This window comes from Erythrobacter sp. JK5 (assembly GCF_018205975.1).
Taxonomy (GTDB): domain Bacteria; phylum Pseudomonadota; class Alphaproteobacteria; order Sphingomonadales; family Sphingomonadaceae; genus Erythrobacter.
Map to the genome: position 1 here is coordinate 1142262 of NZ_CP073577.1, position 19314 is coordinate 1161575.

The 19314-nt window shown below is 65.0% G+C and carries 14 protein-coding genes, 1 tRNA gene and 1 pseudogene; 9 read left to right on the plus strand and 7 right to left on the minus strand.

Annotation, left to right across the window (positions count from 1 at the left end):
- Positions 1 to 20: 20 nt before the first annotated feature.
- From recJ to phoB, 8 genes and pseudogenes are all read left to right on the plus strand, one after another.
- Positions 21 to 1808 (plus strand): single-stranded-DNA-specific exonuclease RecJ, encoded by a 1788-nt coding sequence (gene recJ / locus KDC96_RS05595; protein ID WP_212451403.1) that lies wholly within the window; start codon positions 21 to 23, stop codon positions 1806 to 1808.
- Positions 1809 to 1899: 91 nt separating this feature from the next.
- A tRNA-Glu gene (locus KDC96_RS05600) sits at positions 1900 to 1974 on the plus strand.
- A 97-nt stretch (positions 1975 to 2071) separates the two neighbouring features.
- A complete protein-coding gene (locus tag KDC96_RS05605; protein ID WP_212451405.1) occupies positions 2072 to 3307 on the plus strand; it encodes an ATP-binding protein in 1236 nt (411 codons plus the stop codon).
- 211 nt (positions 3308 to 3518) lie between these two features.
- Positions 3519 to 4903: pseudogene (gene pstC / locus KDC96_RS05610) on the plus strand (phosphate ABC transporter permease subunit PstC).
- On the plus strand, positions 4896 to 6161 hold the full coding sequence (gene pstA / locus KDC96_RS05615) for a phosphate ABC transporter permease PstA (protein WP_212451407.1): 1266 nt from the start codon (positions 4896 to 4898) through the stop codon (positions 6159 to 6161). The pseudogene pstC and the gene pstA overlap by 8 nt, the downstream one beginning before the upstream one ends.
- A 38-nt stretch (positions 6162 to 6199) precedes the next feature.
- Complete coding sequence (pstB, locus tag KDC96_RS05620; protein WP_249171997.1) at positions 6200 to 6946, plus strand: phosphate ABC transporter ATP-binding protein PstB; 747 nt, start codon at positions 6200 to 6202, stop codon at positions 6944 to 6946.
- A complete protein-coding gene (gene phoU, locus KDC96_RS05625) occupies positions 6946 to 7614 on the plus strand; it encodes a phosphate signaling complex protein PhoU (protein ID WP_212451411.1) in 669 nt (222 codons plus the stop codon). The genes pstB and phoU overlap by 1 nt, the downstream gene beginning before the upstream one ends.
- Positions 7615 to 7748: 134 nt before the next feature.
- Positions 7749 to 8438 carry a phosphate regulon transcriptional regulator PhoB gene (phoB, locus tag KDC96_RS05630; protein ID WP_212451413.1) on the plus strand — a complete coding sequence of 230 codons (690 nt, stop codon included), beginning with the start codon at positions 7749 to 7751 and terminating at the stop codon, positions 8436 to 8438.
- Positions 8439 to 8452: 14 nt separating this feature from the next.
- On the opposite strand, the gene KDC96_RS05635 is transcribed toward phoB, so the two are convergent.
- The 4 genes from KDC96_RS05635 to KDC96_RS05650 all read right to left on the minus strand — a co-directional run bounded on the left by KDC96_RS05635 (position 8453) and on the right by KDC96_RS05650 (position 15651).
- Positions 8453 to 9193: an extensin family protein gene (locus KDC96_RS05635; RefSeq protein WP_212451415.1), complete on the minus strand. Its 741-nt coding sequence runs from the start codon at positions 9191 to 9193 to the stop codon at positions 8453 to 8455.
- Between the two features lies 1 nt (position 9194).
- A complete protein-coding gene (locus KDC96_RS05640; RefSeq protein ID WP_212451417.1) occupies positions 9195 to 12755 on the minus strand; it encodes an error-prone DNA polymerase in 3561 nt (1186 codons plus the stop codon).
- Between the two features lie 69 nt (positions 12756 to 12824).
- Complete coding sequence (locus KDC96_RS05645) at positions 12825 to 14282, minus strand: UdgX family uracil-DNA binding protein (RefSeq protein WP_212451419.1); 1458 nt, start codon at positions 14280 to 14282, stop codon at positions 12825 to 12827.
- 118 nt (positions 14283 to 14400) lie between these two features.
- A complete protein-coding gene (locus KDC96_RS05650) occupies positions 14401 to 15651 on the minus strand; it encodes a putative DNA modification/repair radical SAM protein (protein ID WP_371815534.1) in 1251 nt (416 codons plus the stop codon).
- A gap of 215 nt (positions 15652 to 15866) precedes the next feature.
- Between KDC96_RS05650 and KDC96_RS05655 the strand changes: the two genes are divergently transcribed.
- Positions 15867 to 16436, plus strand: a complete 570-nt coding sequence (locus KDC96_RS05655; protein WP_212451421.1) for a phosphoribosyl-AMP cyclohydrolase — start codon at positions 15867 to 15869, stop codon at positions 16434 to 16436.
- Between the two features lie 51 nt (positions 16437 to 16487).
- Here the strand turns inward: KDC96_RS05655 and KDC96_RS05660 are convergent, their stop codons facing one another.
- The 3 genes from KDC96_RS05660 to KDC96_RS05670 form a co-directional block, all read right to left on the minus strand.
- Positions 16488 to 16838: a PilZ domain-containing protein gene (locus KDC96_RS05660; RefSeq protein WP_249171935.1), complete on the minus strand. Its 351-nt coding sequence runs from the start codon at positions 16836 to 16838 to the stop codon at positions 16488 to 16490.
- 72 nt (positions 16839 to 16910) lie between these two features.
- Entirely contained in the window at positions 16911 to 18506 is a 1596-nt protein-coding gene (locus KDC96_RS05665) for a DNA polymerase Y family protein (RefSeq protein WP_371815548.1), read from the minus strand.
- The gene (locus KDC96_RS05670; RefSeq protein WP_249171936.1) at positions 18421 to 19275 is read right to left on the minus strand and encodes an ImuA family protein; all 855 of its coding nucleotides are present in this window, start codon (positions 19273 to 19275) and stop codon (positions 18421 to 18423) included. The genes KDC96_RS05665 and KDC96_RS05670 overlap by 86 nt, the downstream gene beginning before the upstream one ends.
- Positions 19276 to 19314: the final 39 nt, after the last annotated feature.

Here is a 19314-nt window from a genome sequence, read left to right on the forward strand (position 1 = left end):
CGTTCGGGTAAGGCCAGCAGATGGCCACACAATCGCTGACCTATGTCTTCGGGGTTGCGCAGTCCCTGTCGGGCCGCGCCTGGCACTGGCGCGGAGGCAACATGGAGCTTGGCGACGGTGCCGGCGCGCTCGATCGCGACATCCTCTCGCAATTGCTGATGACGCGCGGCGTGGCGCGGGACGACGTCGCGCGCCATGCCCGCCCGACCCTGCGCGATTTCCTGCCCGATCCTTCGGCTTTTCGCGACATGGACCAGGCCGCCGAGCGGATCGCGCAGGCCATACTCGCTGCGGAACGGATCACGATTTACGGCGATTACGATGTCGATGGCGCGACCAGTGCCGCGTTGATGGTCGAAGTGCTGCGCGCGCTCGGCAGCGAGGCAGATTTCTACATTCCCGATCGCCTGCTGGAAGGATACGGCCCCAGCGGCGAGGCGCTGGTGGCGCTGGCCGAAGCCGGATCGAGCCTGATCGTTACCGTCGATTGCGGCGCGATGGCGCACGAAGCCCTGACCATCGCACGCGACGCCGGGGTCGACGTGATCGTGGTCGATCACCACAAATGCGCCGCCGATCTCCCCCCTACGGCGGCGCTGGTCAATCCCAACCGGCTCGACGAAAGCGACCTGGCCGCCAGCCATGGCCATCTGGCGGCGGTCGGGGTCGCGTTCCTGCTGGCGATCGCGCTCGTGAGGACCCTGCGCGCGCAGGATTATTTCACGCAGCGCGAGGAGCCCGACCTGATGGGCCTGCTCGATCTGGTGGCGCTAGGCACCGTGGCTGATGTTGCCGCACTTCACGGGCTCAACCGCGCGTTCGTGGCGCAGGGTCTCAAGGTGCTGGCCCGGCGCGAGCGGATCGGGATGGCGGCACTGATGGATGCAAGCCGGTTGAAGCGCGCACCGCAGGCCAGCGATCTCGGCTTCGCGCTCGGTCCGCGCATCAACGCCGGCGGAAGGATCGGCGAATCCACGCTGGGCGTGCGGCTGCTGACCACGCGCGACCCCGAAGAGGCGCGTGCCATCGCCGAACAGCTTTCCGCACTCAACGAAGAGCGCCGCGCGATCGAAGCGGAGGTGCAGGAAGCCGCAGAAGCGCAAATCGCCGGACAGCACAATTGCGCCGTGCATGTCATCGCCGGTGCAGGCTGGCATCCCGGTGTGATCGGCATCGTCGCAGGCCGGATCAAGGAGAAGACCGGACGACCCGCGATCGTGATCGCGCAGGACGATAAAGAGGGCACCGGCAAGGGCAGCGGTCGCTCGATCAGCGGAGTCGATCTCGGCGCGGCGATCATCGCGGCGCGCGAGGAAGGGCTGTTGGTGGCGGGCGGAGGGCATGCCATGGCGGCAGGCCTGACCGTGCCGAACGACAAGCTCGCAGCGTTCACCGAATTTCTCGATCAGCGGCTGGCACGCGATGTCGAACTGGCGCGCGCGGGCCAGGCGATGAAGCTCGATCTCGCGCTTGCTCCAGGCGGCCTGACGCCCGAACTGGTCGATACGCTCGAGACCGCAGGCCCCTACGGGGTTGGCTGGCCTGCACCTCGCGTCGCGGTCGGCCCCGTCCGGGTGGTAAAGGCGGACGTCGTCGGCAAGGATCATCTGCGGGTGATCGCCAGCGGTGGCGATGGCAAATCGTTCAAGAGCATCGCCTTCCGCGCGGCCGAGACCGAGATGGCGCAGACCCTGCTGCATCGCAGTGCAGGCCGGCAATTCCACTTTGCCGGGCGCGTGAAGATCGACGATTGGGGCACCCGCCCTGCCGCCGAATTGCATCTCGAAGATGCCGCATTTGCCGATTGAGCCGAGCCGCGCGCACATTTTCCGTGCGGGACGAAGAAAGGGTTGACCGGTTGTTGCTGCATCCCTAGATGGCGCGTCTCGCACCGAGTGTGGCCCCTTCGTCTAGCGGTTAGGACGCGGCCCTTTCACGGCTGAAACACGGGTTCGATTCCCGTAGGGGTCACCACCTCCCTTCCCGCTCGATTGGCACCGGTCTCTTGCACGGCAAGAAGGCTGCGCCGCGGCCTTTCCATCGGCCAAGCTTGTCGGTAAGGGCTGGCCGCATGAGGCAGTCGATCCCCATCGCCGGCATCGCGCTGGCCGCAGTGACTTTCATTGCTCTGCTCGCGCTCGGGATCGATCCGGTCATTGCCCTGTCGGTGCTGATCGTCTGGGCGGGTTCGCTGATGCTTGTTGCGGTTCGTTCACAGGAACCGGCAAACCCCGTCGCCGAGCAACCGATCGGCAGCGATGCGATGCGCAAGCTGATCGAAAACTCGGCCACCCCGTTGCTCGTCACCGAACGCAACACGATCGCCATCGCGAACAACGCAGCCAGGAGCCTGCTGGGCGGCCATATCATTGGCCAGGATTCGCGGGTCGCGTTTCGGCAACCCGAAGCGATCGAGCTGTTCGGCCAGCAGGGCAGCGGGCAGGCGATTGTCCGCGGGCTGGTGCGACGGCAGGATATCTGGCGGATCAATCGTCAACCCATCGATCGGCATCGCGCGGTTATCGAACTGGTCAACCAGACCAGCGAGGCCGCCATCAGCCGGGCGCACACCGACTTCGTCGCCAATGCCAGCCATGAATTGCGCACGCCGCTGGCCGCGATCCTGGGCTATGTCGAAACGCTCAGCGAAAGCGGTGAGACCCTCGATTCGCCCACCGCGCAGAAATTCCTCGGCACGATCATGCGCGAAGGCCGGCGACTGCAGAGCCTTATCAGCGACCTCATGAGCCTTTCGCGCGTCGAAGCCGAAAAGCACGATCTGCCAACGGAAGTGCTCGACCTCGGCTCGCTGGTCGGACGCGCGGCCCGCGATGCGGCTGGCCCCGAACGGGTGGAACGGATCGAATTCGAAGAAGCCCGCGCGGCGCAAATCAAAGGCGATCCACAGCAGCTTGAACAGATGGTCCGAAATCTGGTCGACAATGCGCTCAAATACGGCGCAGCCGATGCGGTGGTGAAGATCGTGCTGGATCATTCGCGCGACGGACAGGCACGGCTATCGGTCCGCGATGAGGGTGAAGGCATTGCCGCAGAACACATTCCCCACCTTACCCGCAGGTTCTTCCGCACCGATCCGGGCCGCAGCCGCGCTTCGGGCGGGACAGGGCTGGGCCTGGCGATAGTCAAGCACATCGTAGAGCGGCACCGGGGCCGGCTCGACATCGCTAGTGAACTGGGCAAGGGAACCGAAGCCGTGGTGCGTATCCCGCTCGTGGAGCCGGACGATGTCACCGGGAATCCCGCAACCGTTCCGGGCCGCGAACCCGAACCGCAGCGCTTGTCTTGAGATTGTCTTATTTCTCCGACATGCGCTGGACTGGATGCGCCTGCCTGGTTGGCCGGATTGGTCTCAGCAGGGGGCAAATGTGCATTCCACAGCCCGGCATGCTTCCACAGCCAAGGACGTTTGCCTAAGGCAAGCTACGAATCTCGCGGCGATGTCCGGTCGCCGTGGTCCGACCCGGTTGAGGTCGTTGCAGGGGTCTTGAAGCAGTTCCATGTCGCCGATCACGTTCATCCTGATTGCTATCGGACTTGGTCTTGCCGGCTGGCTGGCAGGGCGCGCGCGGGCATGGAGCTTTCAGAAAAGCGCGCCCGAAACGCGCCTTGTCGCGCGCCCGACCTACCATGCCTGGTACGTGGCGATCTGGGTTCTCGTCCCGGTGCTGGCTTTCGTCGTCCTTTGGTCGATCATTGCCCCGCAATTGGTGACCCAGTCGGTGCTTGCCTCACCGGGCGCACAGAACCTTCCCAGCTTCGGTTTCGAGCGCGAGGCCTGGCTGTCCGAGGCACAAGCCGTAGCGCGCGGAAACGCCAGCAACGTCTTCAACGAGGGGGCACGCGCGCTCATTGAGCCCTACCGCGAAGCGATCGCGCGCTACAACCTGATCGGCATCGCCACCACGTTCCTGATCGCCTTCGGCTGCGGGACCTTCGCATTCCTGAAGGTGCGCCCCGATTTCCGCGCCCGCACGCGGGTCGAGCGCAGCGTCATGATCGTGCTTTTGCTCGCCTCGCTGGTAGCGATCCTGACCACGTTCGGAATTTTCGCGAGCCTGGTGTTCGAAACGGTGCGGTTCTTCGGGATGGTATCGCCGATGGACTTCCTGTTCGGCACCTTCTGGGGGCCGGATCCGATGAGCAGCGCCGACAGTCCCGATGGCTCGCGCTATGGCGCGGTCCCGCTGTTCTGGGGGACGATATTCATTGGCGCGATCATCGCGATGATCGTTGCAATCCCGCTGGGGTTGATGAGCGCGATCTACCTCACCCAATACGCCGATCCCAGGCTGCGGGCGTGGGTCAAACCGGCGTTGGAAATCCTCGCCGGGGTTCCGACGGTAGTCTACGGCTATTTCGCGGCGCTCACGGTCGCTCCGGCGATCCGCGATGCCGCCGTGGCGGTCGGGATCAGCAACGCCTCGACCGAAAGCGCGCTGGCGGCCGGGGTCGTGATGGGGTGATGATCATTCCGTTCGTGTCCTCCATGGCCGACGATTCGATCGCCGCAGTGCCAAGCGCAATGCGCGACGGCAGTTACGCCATGGGTGCGACCAAGTCGGAAACCATCCGCCGCGTGCTGTTTCCGGCGGCGCTGCCGGGAATCGTGGCGGGCATCATGCTGGCGATCAGCCGCGCCATCGGGGAAACGATGATCGTGGTCATGGCTGCATCGACCGCAGCGAACCTGAGCGCCAACCCGCTCGAACGGATGACCACCGTGACGGTGCAGATCGTCAAGATGCTGACCGGCGAAGGCAGTTTCGATCACCCGGCCACGCTCAGCGCGTTCGCGCTCGGGTTCGTACTGTTCCTCGTCACACTGGCGCTCAACTTCATCGCGTTGCGCGTGGTCAAGCGATTCCGTGAGGCTTATGACTGAGATGGTAGAAATCGACGCGGCCGGCCCCACCCGCACGCCTGAATTCAAGGCGCGGCTCAGGCGTCGTTACCGCGCAGAGCGCAATTTTAAACGGCTCGGCCAGGCCGCGATCGTGTTTTCGGTCGCGGTGCTGGTGTTCCTGCTCGGCAACATGCTGATCAACGGGGTCGGCGGGTTCCAGCGGGCCGAACTGGCGGTACCGATCGACTTCGCCGAAAGCGGGATCACCGCCGACGCGGCCTCGCTGCGCGGGTCGAGCGCGGTGCAATCGCTCGAGATACAGGGCCTCCCGCAAGTTGTGGAATTCTATGCCGAACGCGCGCTCGGCGCCGAAGGTGCGGCGGAGCTCAGCAACGACGCGTGGCGCGATGTGGCCGAGGCGCTGACGTCCGACCCCTCGCTGATCCAGAAGACCAGCACCTTCTCGCTACCGGCGTCCTCGGATCTCGCCGCAGGCCTTGCGGACGAGGGATCTGCAGAAATGCAGGCGCTAGCGGATCGGCTGGCGGCGGATGGCAAACTCTCGGAAAACTGGGACCTTGGCTTCCTGGCACGCTCGGATGCTACCAGCCCGCAGCAGGTCGGCATCTGGGGGGCGCTCAAGGGGTCGATCCTGACCATGATCGTTACGCTGCTGCTGGCCTTCCCGATCGGCGTGCTCGCCGCGCTCTATCTCGAAGAATACGCGCCCAAGAACCGCTGGACCGATCTGATCGAGGTTTCGATCAACAACCTTGCGGCGGTCCCCTCGATAATCTTCGGCCTGCTCGGCCTGGCGGTGTTTCTAGCGATCTTCCCCAATTTCCGCTCCGCACCGCTGATCGGGGGCATGACGCTCGCGCTGATGACCATGCCGGTGATCGTCATTTCCGGGCGCAACGCGATCAAGGCGGTCCCGCCTTCGATCCGCGACGGCGCGCTCGCCGTTGGCGCATCGCCGGTGCAGGTGGTGTTCCACCATGTGCTGCCGCTGGCGATGCCCGGGATGCTGACCGGAACCATCATCGGCATGGCGCGCGCGCTCGGCGAAACCGCGCCGCTGCTGATGATCGGCATGCGTGCGTTCGTCGCGACCCCGCCCGAAGGCTTTACCTCGCCCGCGACGGTGCTGCCGGTGCAGATTTTCTTGTGGTCGGACGAAATCGACCGCGGCTTCGTCGAGCGGACCAGCGCCGCGATCATCGTGCTGCTGCTGTTCCTCCTGCTGATGAACGGCCTCGCAATCTATCTCCGCAACAAGTTCGAGAAGACCTGGTGACTGTGATTCACGAAAATATCGACCAGACCGACGCCAAGATGCGGGCGCGCAACGTGTCGGTCTCCTATGGCGACAAGAAGGCGATCGACGATGTCTCGATCGACATCTCGCCCGATTACGTGACCGCCTTCATCGGCCCGTCGGGCTGCGGAAAATCGACCTTCCTGCGCTGTTTCAACCGCATGAACGATACGATCGCCTCTGCGCGGGTCACCGGGGAAATCGAGCTCGAGGGCGAGAACATCTACGGGGCATCGATGGATGTCGTCCAGCTCAGGGCCCGGGTCGGCATGGTGTTTCAGAAACCCAATCCGTTCCCGAAAACAATCTATGAAAACGTCGCCTACGGCCCGAAAATTCACGGTCTGGCCGAAAAGAAGCCCGATCTCGATGCGATCGTCGAACGTTCGCTCACCCGCGCCGGACTGTGGGACGAGGTCAAGGACCGGCTCGAAGATTCCGGCACCGCGCTATCGGGCGGCCAGCAGCAGCGGCTGTGCATCGCTAGGGCGATCGCGGTCGATCCCGAAGTGATCCTGATGGACGAACCGGCCTCCGCGCTCGATCCGATTGCCACCGCCAAGATCGAGGAGCTGATCGACGAGCTTTCGGGGCGATACGCGATCGTGATCGTGACCCATTCGATGCAGCAGGCCGCCCGCGTCAGCCAGCGCACCGCCTTCTTCCACCTCGGGAAGATGGTGGAATACGGGCGCACGTCGGATATCTTTACCAATCCGATCGAAGAGCGCACAAAAGATTACATCACGGGACGTTACGGATAATGACAGAGCACACCGTCAAGGCTTTCGACGAGGACATCACCCGGCTGCGCGGCCTGATCGCGGAGATGGGTGGTCTCGCCGAGGTTGCCATCCACGAAGCGCTCGACGCGCTGGTACGCGGCGATGTGGATCTCGCCGACAAGGTAGTCGACCGCGACAAGAAGATCGACGCGATCGAATCCGAGGTCGACAAGCTGGCGGTCCGGATCATTGCGCTGCGCGCGCCGATGGCGGACGACCTGCGCGAAGTAATCGCGGCGCTCAAGATCGCCGGCGTGGTGGAGAGGATCGGCGATTATTCCAAGAATATCGCCAAGCGCGTGGGGTCGATCGAGGGGCGCGACCGGTTCGAGCCGCTCACCCTGCTCCCCGCAATGGGCGAGATCGCGAGCGAGATGGTGCACGACGTGCTGACCGCCTACGCCGCACGCGATCCCGAACTGGCGCGGGAAGTGATCGCCACGGACGACAAGGTCGACGCCTTCTATAACAGCATTTTCCGCAATCTGGTTAGTTACATGGTCGAGAATCCTGCCACCATCTCGAGCGCTGCGCAGCTGCTGTTCGTGGCTCGCAATCTCGAACGCATCGGCGATCATGCCACCAACGTCGCCGAAATGGTGCACTTCGCGGCAACCGGCACCTACCCGCCCGAAGAGGACCGCTGAGGCACGGTGCAAGTCTGTGGACGGCATGTGGATGGCGTGGGGATAACCCGGTCGGTTTCGTGTCACGAAACGGTAGCCGTAACGACGCATAGCGGCACAGCTGCCGCTTGCAGTGATGAGGGAGACAGCCAGCCATGTCCGGCGCCAAATTGCTGCTTGTCGAAGACGACCCGTCGCTGGCCGAACTGCTCGAATATCGCTTTCAGAACGAAGGCTACCGTGTCCGCAGCACTTCCGATGGCGATGAAGCGCTGGTGCTCGCGAGGGAGGAATTGCCCGACCTCATCATCCTCGACTGGATGATCGAAGGGACCAGCGGGATCGAAGTCTGCCGTCGCCTGCGCCGCGACAAGCAGACCGCGCACGTGCCGATCATCATGCTCACCGCGCGCGAGGCCGAAGACGATCGCGTACGCGGGCTCGAAACCGGGGCTGACGATTATCTGACCAAGCCGTTTTCGCCGCGCGAACTGCTCGCCCGCGTGGCCGCGGTGATGCGCCGTATTCGCCCTGCCCTCGCCGGCGAGACGATCAAGGTCGGCGATATCACGCTCGATCCGGTCGCTCACAAGGTCGAACGGCGCGGACAGGCATTGCAGCTGGGCCCGACCGAATACCGGTTGCTCAAGTTTCTCATGGAAAGCCCCGGCCGCGTGTTCAGCCGCGGTCAGTTGCTCGACGGCGTATGGGGCACCGGTTCGGATATCGAGCTGCGGACGGTCGACGTGCACATTCGCCGGTTGCGGATGGCGATCGACATCGATGGTGCAAGGGATCCGATCCGCACCGTGCGTTCGGCCGGATACGCGCTCGAACCGGCCTAGCCCCTAATAGCCCTCTAGCGGCAGACGCTGACCCAGCGGGCGTCCTGGTCGAAATGGAAATGATCGGTGTGCGCGGCGTTGTAATCGGGCGAAAGCGTCGTCGCGAACACGCCGCACGCGCCGTCGCGAACGGTGCGCAGAAAACGTGCCTCGCTTACGCTGCCGTCCCAGCCCTCGATCACGCTGATTCTGCGTCCGTCGGCAAGGCTAAAGGCGGCGATATCGATCGCATTGCCGGTCGCGTGCTGGCTCCATGCGCCCGCATTGTTGCCGCGCATCCGGCGGCAATTGTAGACACCAAGATGCTCGATCCGCGCCAGCTCGCTGCCGAATATGTCCCGCGCCGCAGGCTCGACGACCTTGACCCGCCACATTTCGAGCGCCGCTGCAACCGGACAGGTGGTCGCCGGGGTATCGGGCGACAGGGGATAGTTCGTCAGCCGGGTCCGGTCGGTGCGTTCGCATGGCCCCTCGCCTGCGGCAGGCAGCACCCCAAAGGCAACGTCGCTGCGTTCAAGTACCGCGCGGCATTGCGGCGCATCGTCGCGCAGCGCCACGAGTTTTTGCGTCGTGGCCCAGCCCACCGGATGGCGCAGATCGAGCGGCGCCCACGGATCGTGCTCGGGATGCGCTCGCAGCCAGCTCCATCCGCCGATCGCCAGTGCGAACAGGATCAGGATGAGGATTGCGCGTCGATCGCCGGCAAATGTGCCGATCCGGCGGCTGATTGCGAGATTGCCGTTCTTGCGAGCCATATCAATGGAAGTCACGAGACTTGGGAATGATCCGGTGATTGCGGGGATGCCCGGTGACGTTTGGCAGCTGATCGATCAGGTCGCGTGGTTTCACGGGTTCCTTGCCCGGCGGCAGCTTGTGACTGGTGAGCGGGGAATTGACGTGATCTGCCCGCGCGACCGGAGCGTTGAGCATGTCGTCCGAAAGACGATACAGCTGATCGGTCGCATCGGTCATGTGCTGGGCGATGACGTGGATCACTTCGTCGTCGTACTCGACCCGGCCGCGCACTTCCATCAGCCGCGCGCCCATCACGACGCGGCGCTGCTTCTCCTTGAGATCGGGCCAGACGACGAGGTTGATCACGCCGGTCTCGTCCTCGAGCGTGATGAAGCACACACCCTTGGCGCTGCCGGGACGCTGGCGGATCAGCACCACGCCCGCGACCTGCACCATCGAGCGGAACTTGCGCTCCCGCAGGTCGCAGGCACGCACGAAACCGCGCTCGGCGAGCTCGGGCCGCAGGAACGCCATCGGATGCGCTTTGAGGCTCAATCGCGTGGTCTGGTAATCGGCAACCACCTCTTCGGACAACGGCATCTGCGGCAGGCGTGTCATGGCACGCTCCGCACCCTCGTCGCGCTCCGCCGCCGCGCGGAACAGCGGCAGGTCCGGCCCGGCGATCAGGCTGCGCGCATCCCACAGCGCCTGCCTTCGCGAAAGGTTCATCGAGGAGAAGCAATCCGCGCTCGCAAGCCGCTCGATATGCGCAGGCGAAAGCCCCGCCCGCTCGCGCAGTTCGGCGACGTCGCGATAGGGGCCGTTCCCGGTGCGTTCGGCGATCAGCTGCGCGGCGACATGTTCGGGAAGGCCATCCACCTGCCGCAGGCCGAGGCGAAGGGCGATATGGTGGTCGAGGCGGCCCTCCTGCCTATCCTCTGCACACCCGATTTCCTCAAGCGTGCAATCCCACTGCGAGCAATTCACATCCGCCGGGAGTACCTTTACCCCGTGCTCGCGCGCATCGCGCACGATCTGCGCCGGAGCATAGAAGCCCATCGGCTGCGAATTGAGCAAGGCGGCTGCGAACGCTGCCGGGAAATGGCATTTGAGCCAGCTCGACACGTAAACGAGATGCGCGAAGCTCGCCGCGTGGCTCTCGGGAAAGCCGTATTCACCGAAACCCCGAATCTGGTTGAAACAGCGCTGGGCAAAGTCGCGTTCGTAGCCGCGCGTCACCATCCGTTCGACCATCATGTCCTGAAGCTCGTCGACCATCCCTCGCGAACGGAACGTCGCCATCGCCTTGCGCAGCCGGTTGGCCTCGAGCGAGGAGAACTTCGCCGCGTCGAGCGCGATCTTCATCGCCTGTTCCTGGAAGATCGGGACGCCGAGCGTGCGTTCGAGAATGCTCGAAAGCTCATCGGGCGGCCCGTGCTGCGGCGACGGCTTGGGAATGATCACCGGCTCCGCCCCACGGCGGCGCTTCAGATAAGGGTGCACCATGTCGCCCTGGATCGGCCCGGGTCGGACAATCGCGACCTGGATCACGAGGTCGTAGAATTCGCGCGGGCGCAGCCGGGGAAGCATGTTCATCTGCGCCCGGCTTTCGACCTGGAACACGCCGAGCGAATCCCCCTTGCGCAGCATCGCGTAGGTTTCCGGGTCCTCGCGCGGGACCGTCGCCAGCGTCAGCGCGCGGTCATGATGCGCCTCGAGCAGATCGAGACACTTCTTGATGCAGGTCAGCATACCGAGCGCGAGCACGTCGACCTTCAGGATACCGAGCGCCTCAATGTCGTCCTTGTCCCACTCGATGAAGCTGCGATCGGGCATTGCGCCATTCCCGATCGGGACGGTTTCGGTCAGCGCACCCTCGGTCAGGATGAACCCGCCGACATGCTGGCTGAGATGGCGCGGCATGCCGATTATCTGCTCGGTCAGCCTGAGCACACGCTTCAGATGTGGATCGGCGACGTCCATGCCGGTTTCGGCGGCGTGCTTCTCGCTGATTTCGCGTCCCCATCCGCCCCACACCGTGCGCGCGAGCGAGCTGGTGACGTCCTCCGAAAGCCCCATCGCCTTGCCGACCTCGCGGATCGCCATGCGCGGGCGATAATGGATCACCGTTGCGGTCAGGCCGGCACGGTGCCGACCGTATTTGCGATAGATGTACTGGATCACCTCCTCGCGCCGCTCATGCTCGAAATCGACGTCGATGTCGGGCGGTTCCTTGCGCTCTTCCGAGATGAAGCGGTCGAACAGCAGCTGGTGCTTGGCCGGATCGACGCTGGTGATTTCGAGGCAGTAGCAAACGGCAGAATTGGCCGCGCTCCCCCTGCCCTGGCACAGGATCGGCGGATCGACGCTGCGGGCGAAATCGACGATATCCTTGATGGTGAGGAAATAGCGCGCCAGGTCGAGCTTGGCGATAAGCGCCAGTTCGCGCTCGAGTGTCTGCTGCACGCCGTCGGGCACGCCGTTCGGGTAGCGCCGCTCCGCCCCGCGCCAGGTCTCGACTTCGAGATATTCCTGCGGGGCCATGCCGTCAGGGTAGATCTCCTCGGGATATTCGTAGCGCAGTTCGTCGAGCGAGAAGTCGCACGCATCCGCCACCTCACGCGCGGCGGCAATGGCATGCGGCCAGCGCGCGAACAGGCGCTGCATCTGCTCGGGCGATTTGAGATACCGCTCGGCATTGGCGTGAAGCAGGTGCCCCGCCTCGGCGACGGTGGTCTTGTGCCGGATCGCCGTCATCACGTCCTGCAACGGGCGACGCTCGGGCGCGTGGTAGTGCACGTCGTTGGTGGCGAGCAGGGCAAGGCCGTGCTCGCGCGCCAACGTATCGAGCCGGTCGATCCGGGCGATGTCGTTGCCGCGATAGAGGTAACTGGCCGCGAGGTGGCGCAGGGTGGGGAGTTGGCGGGTCAGGTGCGGGAGAATGTCGGGGAATGGGCCAGTGATCTCAATTCTGTCGTCACCCCGGACTTGATCCGGGGTTTGGCTTCTTTCTTGTTTTCCCGAAGAAAGCCTGGCCCCGGCTCGGGGGCCGGGGCGACGAAAGGGGACGACGTTACTGGGTACCCGAACCGTGAACTCCGCCCCAATATCCTCCGGTGGCAGCAGGATCAGCTGCACGTCCTCGGAATGCTCCGCCAGCATTGCCAGCGAAATTTCGCACACGCCCTTTTCCTGCCACTCCCCATTGAGCGTCTGCATCCGCCCCGCGCTGATGAGCCGGCACAATCGCCCATAGGCGGCGCGGTCCTTGGGATAGGCGAGGAAGGCGAGCCCCTCGACCGTCTCGATCCGGCATCCGATCACCGGGCGCAGCTTGAGCGTCGTCGCTTCGGTATGGATGCGCACGACGCCCGCCATCGAATTGGCATCGGCGATCCCGATCGCGTCGTAGCCGAGCGCCCGCGCGGTCATCGCGAGATCGACCGCGTCCGAGGCCCCGCGCAGGAAGCTGAAACAGCTGACCAGCCCGAGTTCGACGAAGGGTGCGCGCGGTGGCGCTTCGATCAGGTCGGGATCAAGCTCGATGGTCCGCTTGGGAATCTGGAGGTCGTTTTCGGGCATGACTGACAGGCCTCTAGGCCGCCGTCATCCCCGCGCAGGCAGGGGTGACGAAGAATGGGTTTACCGTTTTCATCCCAACTCCCCCACCCGCGCCTTCACCGCCGCGAGATCGCGCGCGAACAGCGCCGCCTGCTCCTCGCGCGCCGCGCCATCGAGCCGCAACAGGTAGGAAGGGTGAGCGGTGACCCACAGCTCGCTGCCATCCTCCAAGGCGATCGGTGTCCCACGCGCCTTGGAAATGCTCACCGTCTTGCCCAGCAACCCGCGCGCGGCGCTTGCACCGAGTGCGAGGATCACGCGCGGTTTGACGATGTCGCGCTCACCTTCGAGCCACCAGCGGCAGGTGTCGATCTCCTTGGCTTGCGGAGACTGGTGCAGCCGCCGCTTGCCGCGCTGGACGAACTTGAAATGCTTCACTGCATTGGTGACGTAGGCCGCGCTTCGATCGATCCCGGCCTGCATGAGGCACTCGTCGAGCAATTGCCCCGCCGGCCCCACGAACGGCCTGCCGACCAGGTCCTCCTGGTCGCCCGGTTGTTCGCCGACGATCATCAGCCCTGAAAAGCTTTGGGCACTATCAGGCCCCTCGCCCATCACCGCCCGCGTTCCGCATTCCGCAATCGGGCAGTCGCGGCAGGTCGCGATCGCTGCGCCGATTGCCGCCAGAGACTCGGGCCGCTGGCGCTCCTCGCGCTCTCCCGCCGCGACCATTCGCGCCTCGCGCGCCTGCGCCCCGGCGATCAGATCGGGAATCAGCTCGGCCTCAGGCATGTTCTTCCAGTATTTCTTGGGCATTTCCGACAGCATCGCGCCGACCTTCAGCCGCGCCGGGTTGAAGATCGAGGAATAGTACGACTTCCACAGCTCCTCGACCGGATCGCCCTGCGGGGCATCCTCGCGCCGGGCTGGCCCGCTTTCACGCATCGTCTCGCCGTCCCAATGAATACACCCGCGCGGGGTGAGGATCGACCAGTTCATGTTGGCGAAGCGGCGCATAAAGAACCCGGCATTGGCGCGCACGATGTGATGGTCGGGCTCGAACCACGCGACATAGTGCTCGCTACCGTCCTCGGAGCGGACTTCGCGGAAGCGGACGAAGGCGTGCATCTTGTGGCTGTCGCGGCGCACCGACTTGTCGAGCTCCTCGATCCGGCGGACGTCCGGATCGGCCTTGTCCTCCATCGCACGGAGATTGCGCTGGAGCCGCCACAGCATCCGGTAGAGCAGGCCGAAGCGCTGCGGATCGGAATGCAGCGCGGCGTTGCGCGCAAGCTTCATGAAACGCTTGGACGCGCGCACCGGGCGGGCATCCTTCTCCGGCACCGGCAGGCGTTTGTCCCCGCGAGATGGTCCCTCAACCGCAAACAGGTCTCCCGTCCCGCCCGGCTCGGCCCAGCTCACCCGATCGGGCGGCACGTCGCACTGGATCAACCCCCGCGCCCGCTCGCGCCAGAACGCGAAATCGTCAGGCGCGGCCAGGTGGACGACGTAATGCGCGCCGAGCGAGACATTCTGCATCGCGGTCATGGCGGGTCCCCCAACCCGTCACCCCTGCGAAGGCAGGGGTCCAGATAAGGTCCGTGGCGCACACCAACATCGTTATCCAGGCCCCTGCCTTCGCAGGGGCGACGAAATGAGACGATCATCAAAACAGCTCCAGCTGTACCTGCTTCGGTGCCAGCAGCGCGCGCAGGTCGGCGCGGTCGGTGAGCGTCGTCGGGCGCCAGTCGAGCGCGATCAGGAACGGGCGCACCTTGGCGATCGACTGGGTCAGCCGCGCCACATCGTCGAGCCGCAGCGTCCGGTGCCGCCGCGCCGAAAGGATCTTGCCCACCGCATTCGTCCCCAGCCCCGGCACGCGCAGCAATTGTTCCTTCGACGCGCGGTTCACATCGACCGGGAATTGCTCGCGGAACTTGAGCGCCCAGGCGAGCTTGGGATCGATATCGAGCGGCAGGTTCCCATCCGCCCCGGTCGCCTGCGCGACTTCCTGCGGGGCAAAGCCGTAGAACCGCATCAGCCAGTCCGACTGGTAGAGCCTGTGCTCGCGCAGCAGCGGCGGGCGCTTCAGCGGCAGCACGGCAGAGGCGTCGGGGATGGGCGAAAAGGCGCTGTAATAGACCCGGCGCAACCCGAAATTGCCGTAGAGCGCGCTCGCCTTGGTGACGATATCGGCGTCGTTCGCATCGTCCGCGCCGACGATCATCTGGGTCGACTGGCCCGCCGGGGCGAAACGCGGCGCGTGTTTGAACCGCTTACGCTCGTCCTTCGCCTGGATGATCCGCGCCTTGGTGTTGCCGAGCGCGCCTTCGATCTGGCGCGCGTCCTTGTCCGGCGCGAGGCGGGTCAGGCCGCTATCGGTCGGCAGTTCGACATTGATCGAGACCCGGTCGGCATAGAGCCCCGCCTGATGGATGATCTCGGGATCGGCCTCGGGAATGGTCTTCAGATGAATGTAGCCGCGAAAATCGTGCTCCTCGCGCAGGATGCGCGCGCACTCGACCAACTGCTCCATCGTGTGGTTCGAGCTCTTGATGATGCCCGAGGACAGGAACAGCCCCTCGATATAGTTGCGGCGATAGAAATTGAGCGTGAGGTCGGCGACTTCCTGCGGGGTGAAGCGCGCGCGGCGCACATTCGAGCTCTTGCGGTTGATGCAGTAGTGGCAATCGAAAATGCAGTGATTGGTCAGCAGGATCTTGAGCAGCGAGATGCAGCGGCCATCGGGCGCATAGGCGTGGCAAATGCCCATCCCCTCGGTCGATCCGATGCCCTTCCCTCCCAGCGAGTTCCTCTTCGCCGTCCCCGACGACGCGCACGACGCATCGTATTTCGCCGCATCGGCGAGGATTTCGAGTCTTTCGCGGAGCGATTGCGTAGTGATTTTCTGGGCCATGGAACACCTGTGTGTTCTTTATATGTTCCCATTCTCGTTTCGCCAAATGCAAAGGTTGCAAGTTGGCGGGAACCCTCCCGGCCAAGAGACATTGTAGCAGCACGGACCGGGCCCCTCTGGCGAGCAATCCTGCTCGTGATGTCGGACGTCGGCGGCGTTTTCGACGCCGCTCGAGCACAACGGGGGGCAGGATGCTCCCCGCTAGGGAGTATGACATGAAGAAATTTGCCAGTGTTTCTGTTCTTGGTTTGAGTGCCCTTGCCCTCGCTGCCTGCGGCGCGGATGAAACTGTCGCAGCCGAAGGCGGCGACAGCGATCCGATCACCGCCGAAGAGGTCGCAGAAGCCCAGAAAGCCTGGGGCGAAGGCATCGTTGCCATCGGCCAGACCTTCATCGACAAAGGCGATTTCCGCGCCCGCGCGGAAGAGCACATCAGGACGCATTACGCCTATGGCGACGATGCGACCGTCCTGTTCAAGCCCACCCTCGCTGCCGAAGACCAGTTCCGCGAGAATTACGACGAGGCGCTGAGCTATTTCGTCGGCACCGAAGGCACCGAAGACGGTGGCTTTGCGATCGCGCCGTACACCGCCGTCCGCTGGGAGAACCACGGCACCGTTATCGACGAGGATGGCGATATGGCCGTGGCGATGGGCAATTACTATTTCACCGGCACGGACGGCAACGAGACCAAGGTGGAATATTCGTTCGCCTACGAGAAAGACGAGAACGGCGATCTCAAGATCGTGCTGCACCACAGTTCGCTGCCCTTCAGCACGAACTGATCGTCGAAAGCTGGAAATGCGGGTCGGTGCCGGTCTCGGCACCGGCCCTTTTTACGAGACGCTGCGGCGCCCTTCGATGATTCTGTGTGCCGCCGGCGTGAGTTTGCTGCCGTTGCGCGCGCACAGGTGATCGATCACCGCCGGATGCATTTCGCCTTCGAACGAGACTCCGGCGAACTGGCCGTTGACCCAGGCGACGATGCCCAGCGGGGCGTTGATCCCGCCAACCTTCATCACCACCCGGTCGCCGACGCTGGCAAAGCCCGCGCGCGCCTTGATCTTGCAACCGCCTTCGGAAATGTCGATCAGGTCGACGAACACCACGCGCGACTGCACGCGGCTCTTCACCATCAGGCTCAGCGGACGACGCCGCTCCGAACGGGGGATCGAATACATATTCATCGCGACGAAGGGCGTAGCAAAAATGCGTAAACGAATGCTGACCGAAGCCGTACGGGAGTTGGGAACGGCAGTTCAGGCGCATAGCCCCTGAAGATACCAGTCGGGTGCGCCGCCGCGCCCGTCGCCGACGATCCCGTGGCGGTAAATCCAGAAGCGGCTGCCCCCCGCATCCTCGATCCGGTAGTAATCGCGCAGCCGCACCGTCGATTTCGCGCGCCACCATTCGGGGGCGATCCTCTCGGGCCCTTCGACGCGGACGACTTCGTGCACCCGTCCGCGCCAGCGAAACCGCTGCGGCAAGCCATCGGGCGAAGCATAGAGCACCGCCACTTTCTCGGGTCTATCCAGCAATTTCAATGGCCTGTGCTGAAATTCGAGCATCCCTTGCGAACTGGGTTCGGGATCGAGCGCGGCCTGCCAGCGCTGCGCGCGTTCGGGCAGGTGGCTGGCGAACGGAACCGGGCGGCGCACCGCGCCGGGGCCCAATCGCACCGTCAGCCGGTCGATGCAGGCGGACAGCGAAGTGCCGTGCCGTTCCGCCGCCTCCTCGACATCGCTCTGCGCCGGAGCCAGCGGCTCGGCCCAGCTCGTCCGCAGCCGCACCGTCTCGATCCCGAACCCGGCATCGATATCGTCAAGCCTGGTGGTGAACAGCCGGGTAATATGTCCGGGTTCGCGGGTCGCAGCGGCGAGTTCGATTCGCCGCACCAGCACCTCGCCATCGACCCGCCACAGCCCGAGTTCGAGACGCCGTGCCCCCTCGCCGCGCGCTTCGAGCTCGCGCGCCATGTCGGCGGCGAGGTCGGCGAGCACGCGGTCGAGCAGGCTGCGGTGCCGAATCGGCTCCATCAACCGCCGCTGCACCAGCGGCATCTGCTGCGGAACAACCGGCAGCAGCGGTTCGGGCACCTTGCCCAGCAACTGGTCGAGCCGGATCAGCGGGTTGGCCGAGGGCGACTTGCGGTTACGGAACCGGCGCTGGAGCGCATCGCGGGCGGCAGCCTCGGCGCGGTCGACCGCCCCGGTGGCAATGTTTGCGAGGTCTCCAAGGCGCTTGAGGCCAAGGCGGCGCAGGACGGTGAGCACATCCTGATCGAGCCGCAATGCCGCGACCGGGAGATCGGCAAGCCTTTGCAATGCGTTGTCCTGTGAGCCGACGACCGCTCGCACTGGCCCGTAATGCGCCAGCGCCCAGGCCGCTCCGGCGGTCGGGGCGATTGCCGTGCGCACCGCCAGTTTGCGCCGGGCAAACGCCGCTTCGACATCAGTCAGCAGGCGCGTCTCCCCGCCGAACAGGTGTGCCGCAGCGGTGATATCGACCAGCACGCCATCGGGCGGATCGAGCGTGCTCCATGGCCCCCAGCGCTGCACCCAGAGGGCGAGTTTCTCGAGGAAATCGAGATCGCCCGCCGGATCGGACGGCGCGACCCTGATCTGCGGGCAGATCGTGCGCGCATCGGCCAGCATCGTGCCCGGCTGCGCGCCCGCAGCGCGACCGGCGTGGTTGACCGCGTCGATCCGCGGCCCGTGCGCAGTCTCGGTGATCAGCGCGGTCGGCTCGGCATCCGCGCCCTCACCCAGATCAAGCCCGTGCGCAAGCCGCCAGCGATCGACCGACAGTCGCGCGCACCAGATCGCGAGAATCCGGCGTGGCGGCGTTGGCGGCAGATCGCGGTGGCGACTTTCGGGCGCTGAGGCGTCCGTCGTCATTGCTCAAAATCCACTTTCCGGGGGCGTGGCTGCGCGCGCGGAACAATTCGGCCTGCCATGCGGGCGCACCGGGCGCATCGGCGTTCCAGCGCGGGCGCGTCGAAGGCGCAGCTTCGATCCGCCAGCGCATCCGCGCCGAGGACAGGTCCGCTTCCGCTTCGAGCCGCACCAGCCACAGCGGCACGCCATGCTTTTCCGCCGCAAGGCTCAGGCGGCGCGAAGCGGTGAAATCGAGCGCGCGCGGATTGCCAACGATCTCGCCGATCACGCAGGCGAGGTCGCGGCAGCGCAGCCCCTCTTCAAGCGCGAACAGCGCGTCTTCGGGAGTCTTCGCCTCGACATGGATCAGCCGGTGGCGCAGCTCGCGCGGCAGGCCATGGTGGTAGGGGCGCCCGCTGCGCGCGATCGCGCGGGATTCCTGCACCCACAGCACCTGTCGGCGATCCTCGGCCTCGGTGAGCGGATCTTCGACTGCCTCAGCCACCCGCAACGCATCACGCGCCAAGGCGAGCGCCACCCCCGCCCCGCTGGCATCGCCGGTCGAGGCGAAAATCTCGCTGTGCAGCGGTTGGTCGGTCAGCCCCGGACGCCAGCGGGCCTCGCGCGCCTGCGACAGCGCAGCGATATCGCTCGCGGAAAGGCGCGCAGAGCCACCAGGCCTTGGGCGCGAGGGGACGGGAAAGTTGTGCAGCGCTTTCGCGCCGGAGGAGGAAACGGATTTTGGCATAGGAACACTCACGGAGACTCGTGCGAGTCTCATTTGTTC

Coding starts and splice junctions, on each gene's coding strand:
- KDC96_RS05640 (WP_212451417.1), bottom strand. CDS start 12,755: ATGCCCGAAAACGACCTCCAGATTCCCAAGCGGACCATCGAGCTTGAT.
- KDC96_RS05605 (WP_212451405.1), top strand. CDS start 2,072: ATGAGGCAGTCGATCCCCATCGCCGGCATCGCGCTGGCCGCAGTGACT.
- KDC96_RS05635 (WP_212451415.1), bottom strand. CDS start 9,193: ATGGCTCGCAAGAACGGCAATCTCGCAATCAGCCGCCGGATCGGCACA.
- pstA (WP_212451407.1), top strand. CDS start 4,896: ATGACTGAGATGGTAGAAATCGACGCGGCCGGCCCCACCCGCACGCCT.
- phoB (WP_212451413.1), top strand. CDS start 7,749: ATGTCCGGCGCCAAATTGCTGCTTGTCGAAGACGACCCGTCGCTGGCC.
- recJ (WP_212451403.1), top strand. CDS start 21: ATGGCCACACAATCGCTGACCTATGTCTTCGGGGTTGCGCAGTCCCTG.
- pstB (WP_249171997.1), top strand. CDS start 6,200: ATGCGGGCGCGCAACGTGTCGGTCTCCTATGGCGACAAGAAGGCGATC.
- KDC96_RS05660 (WP_249171935.1), bottom strand. CDS start 16,838: ATGAATATGTATTCGATCCCCCGTTCGGAGCGGCGTCGTCCGCTGAGC.
- phoU (WP_212451411.1), top strand. CDS start 6,946: ATGACAGAGCACACCGTCAAGGCTTTCGACGAGGACATCACCCGGCTG.
- KDC96_RS05650 (WP_371815534.1), bottom strand. CDS start 15,651: ATGGCCCAGAAAATCACTACGCAATCGCTCCGCGAAAGACTCGAAATC.
- KDC96_RS05645 (WP_212451419.1), bottom strand. CDS start 14,282: ATGACCGCGATGCAGAATGTCTCGCTCGGCGCGCATTACGTCGTCCAC.
- KDC96_RS05655 (WP_212451421.1), top strand. CDS start 15,867: ATGAAGAAATTTGCCAGTGTTTCTGTTCTTGGTTTGAGTGCCCTTGCC.
- KDC96_RS05670 (WP_249171936.1), bottom strand. CDS start 19,275: ATGCCAAAATCCGTTTCCTCCTCCGGCGCGAAAGCGCTGCACAACTTT.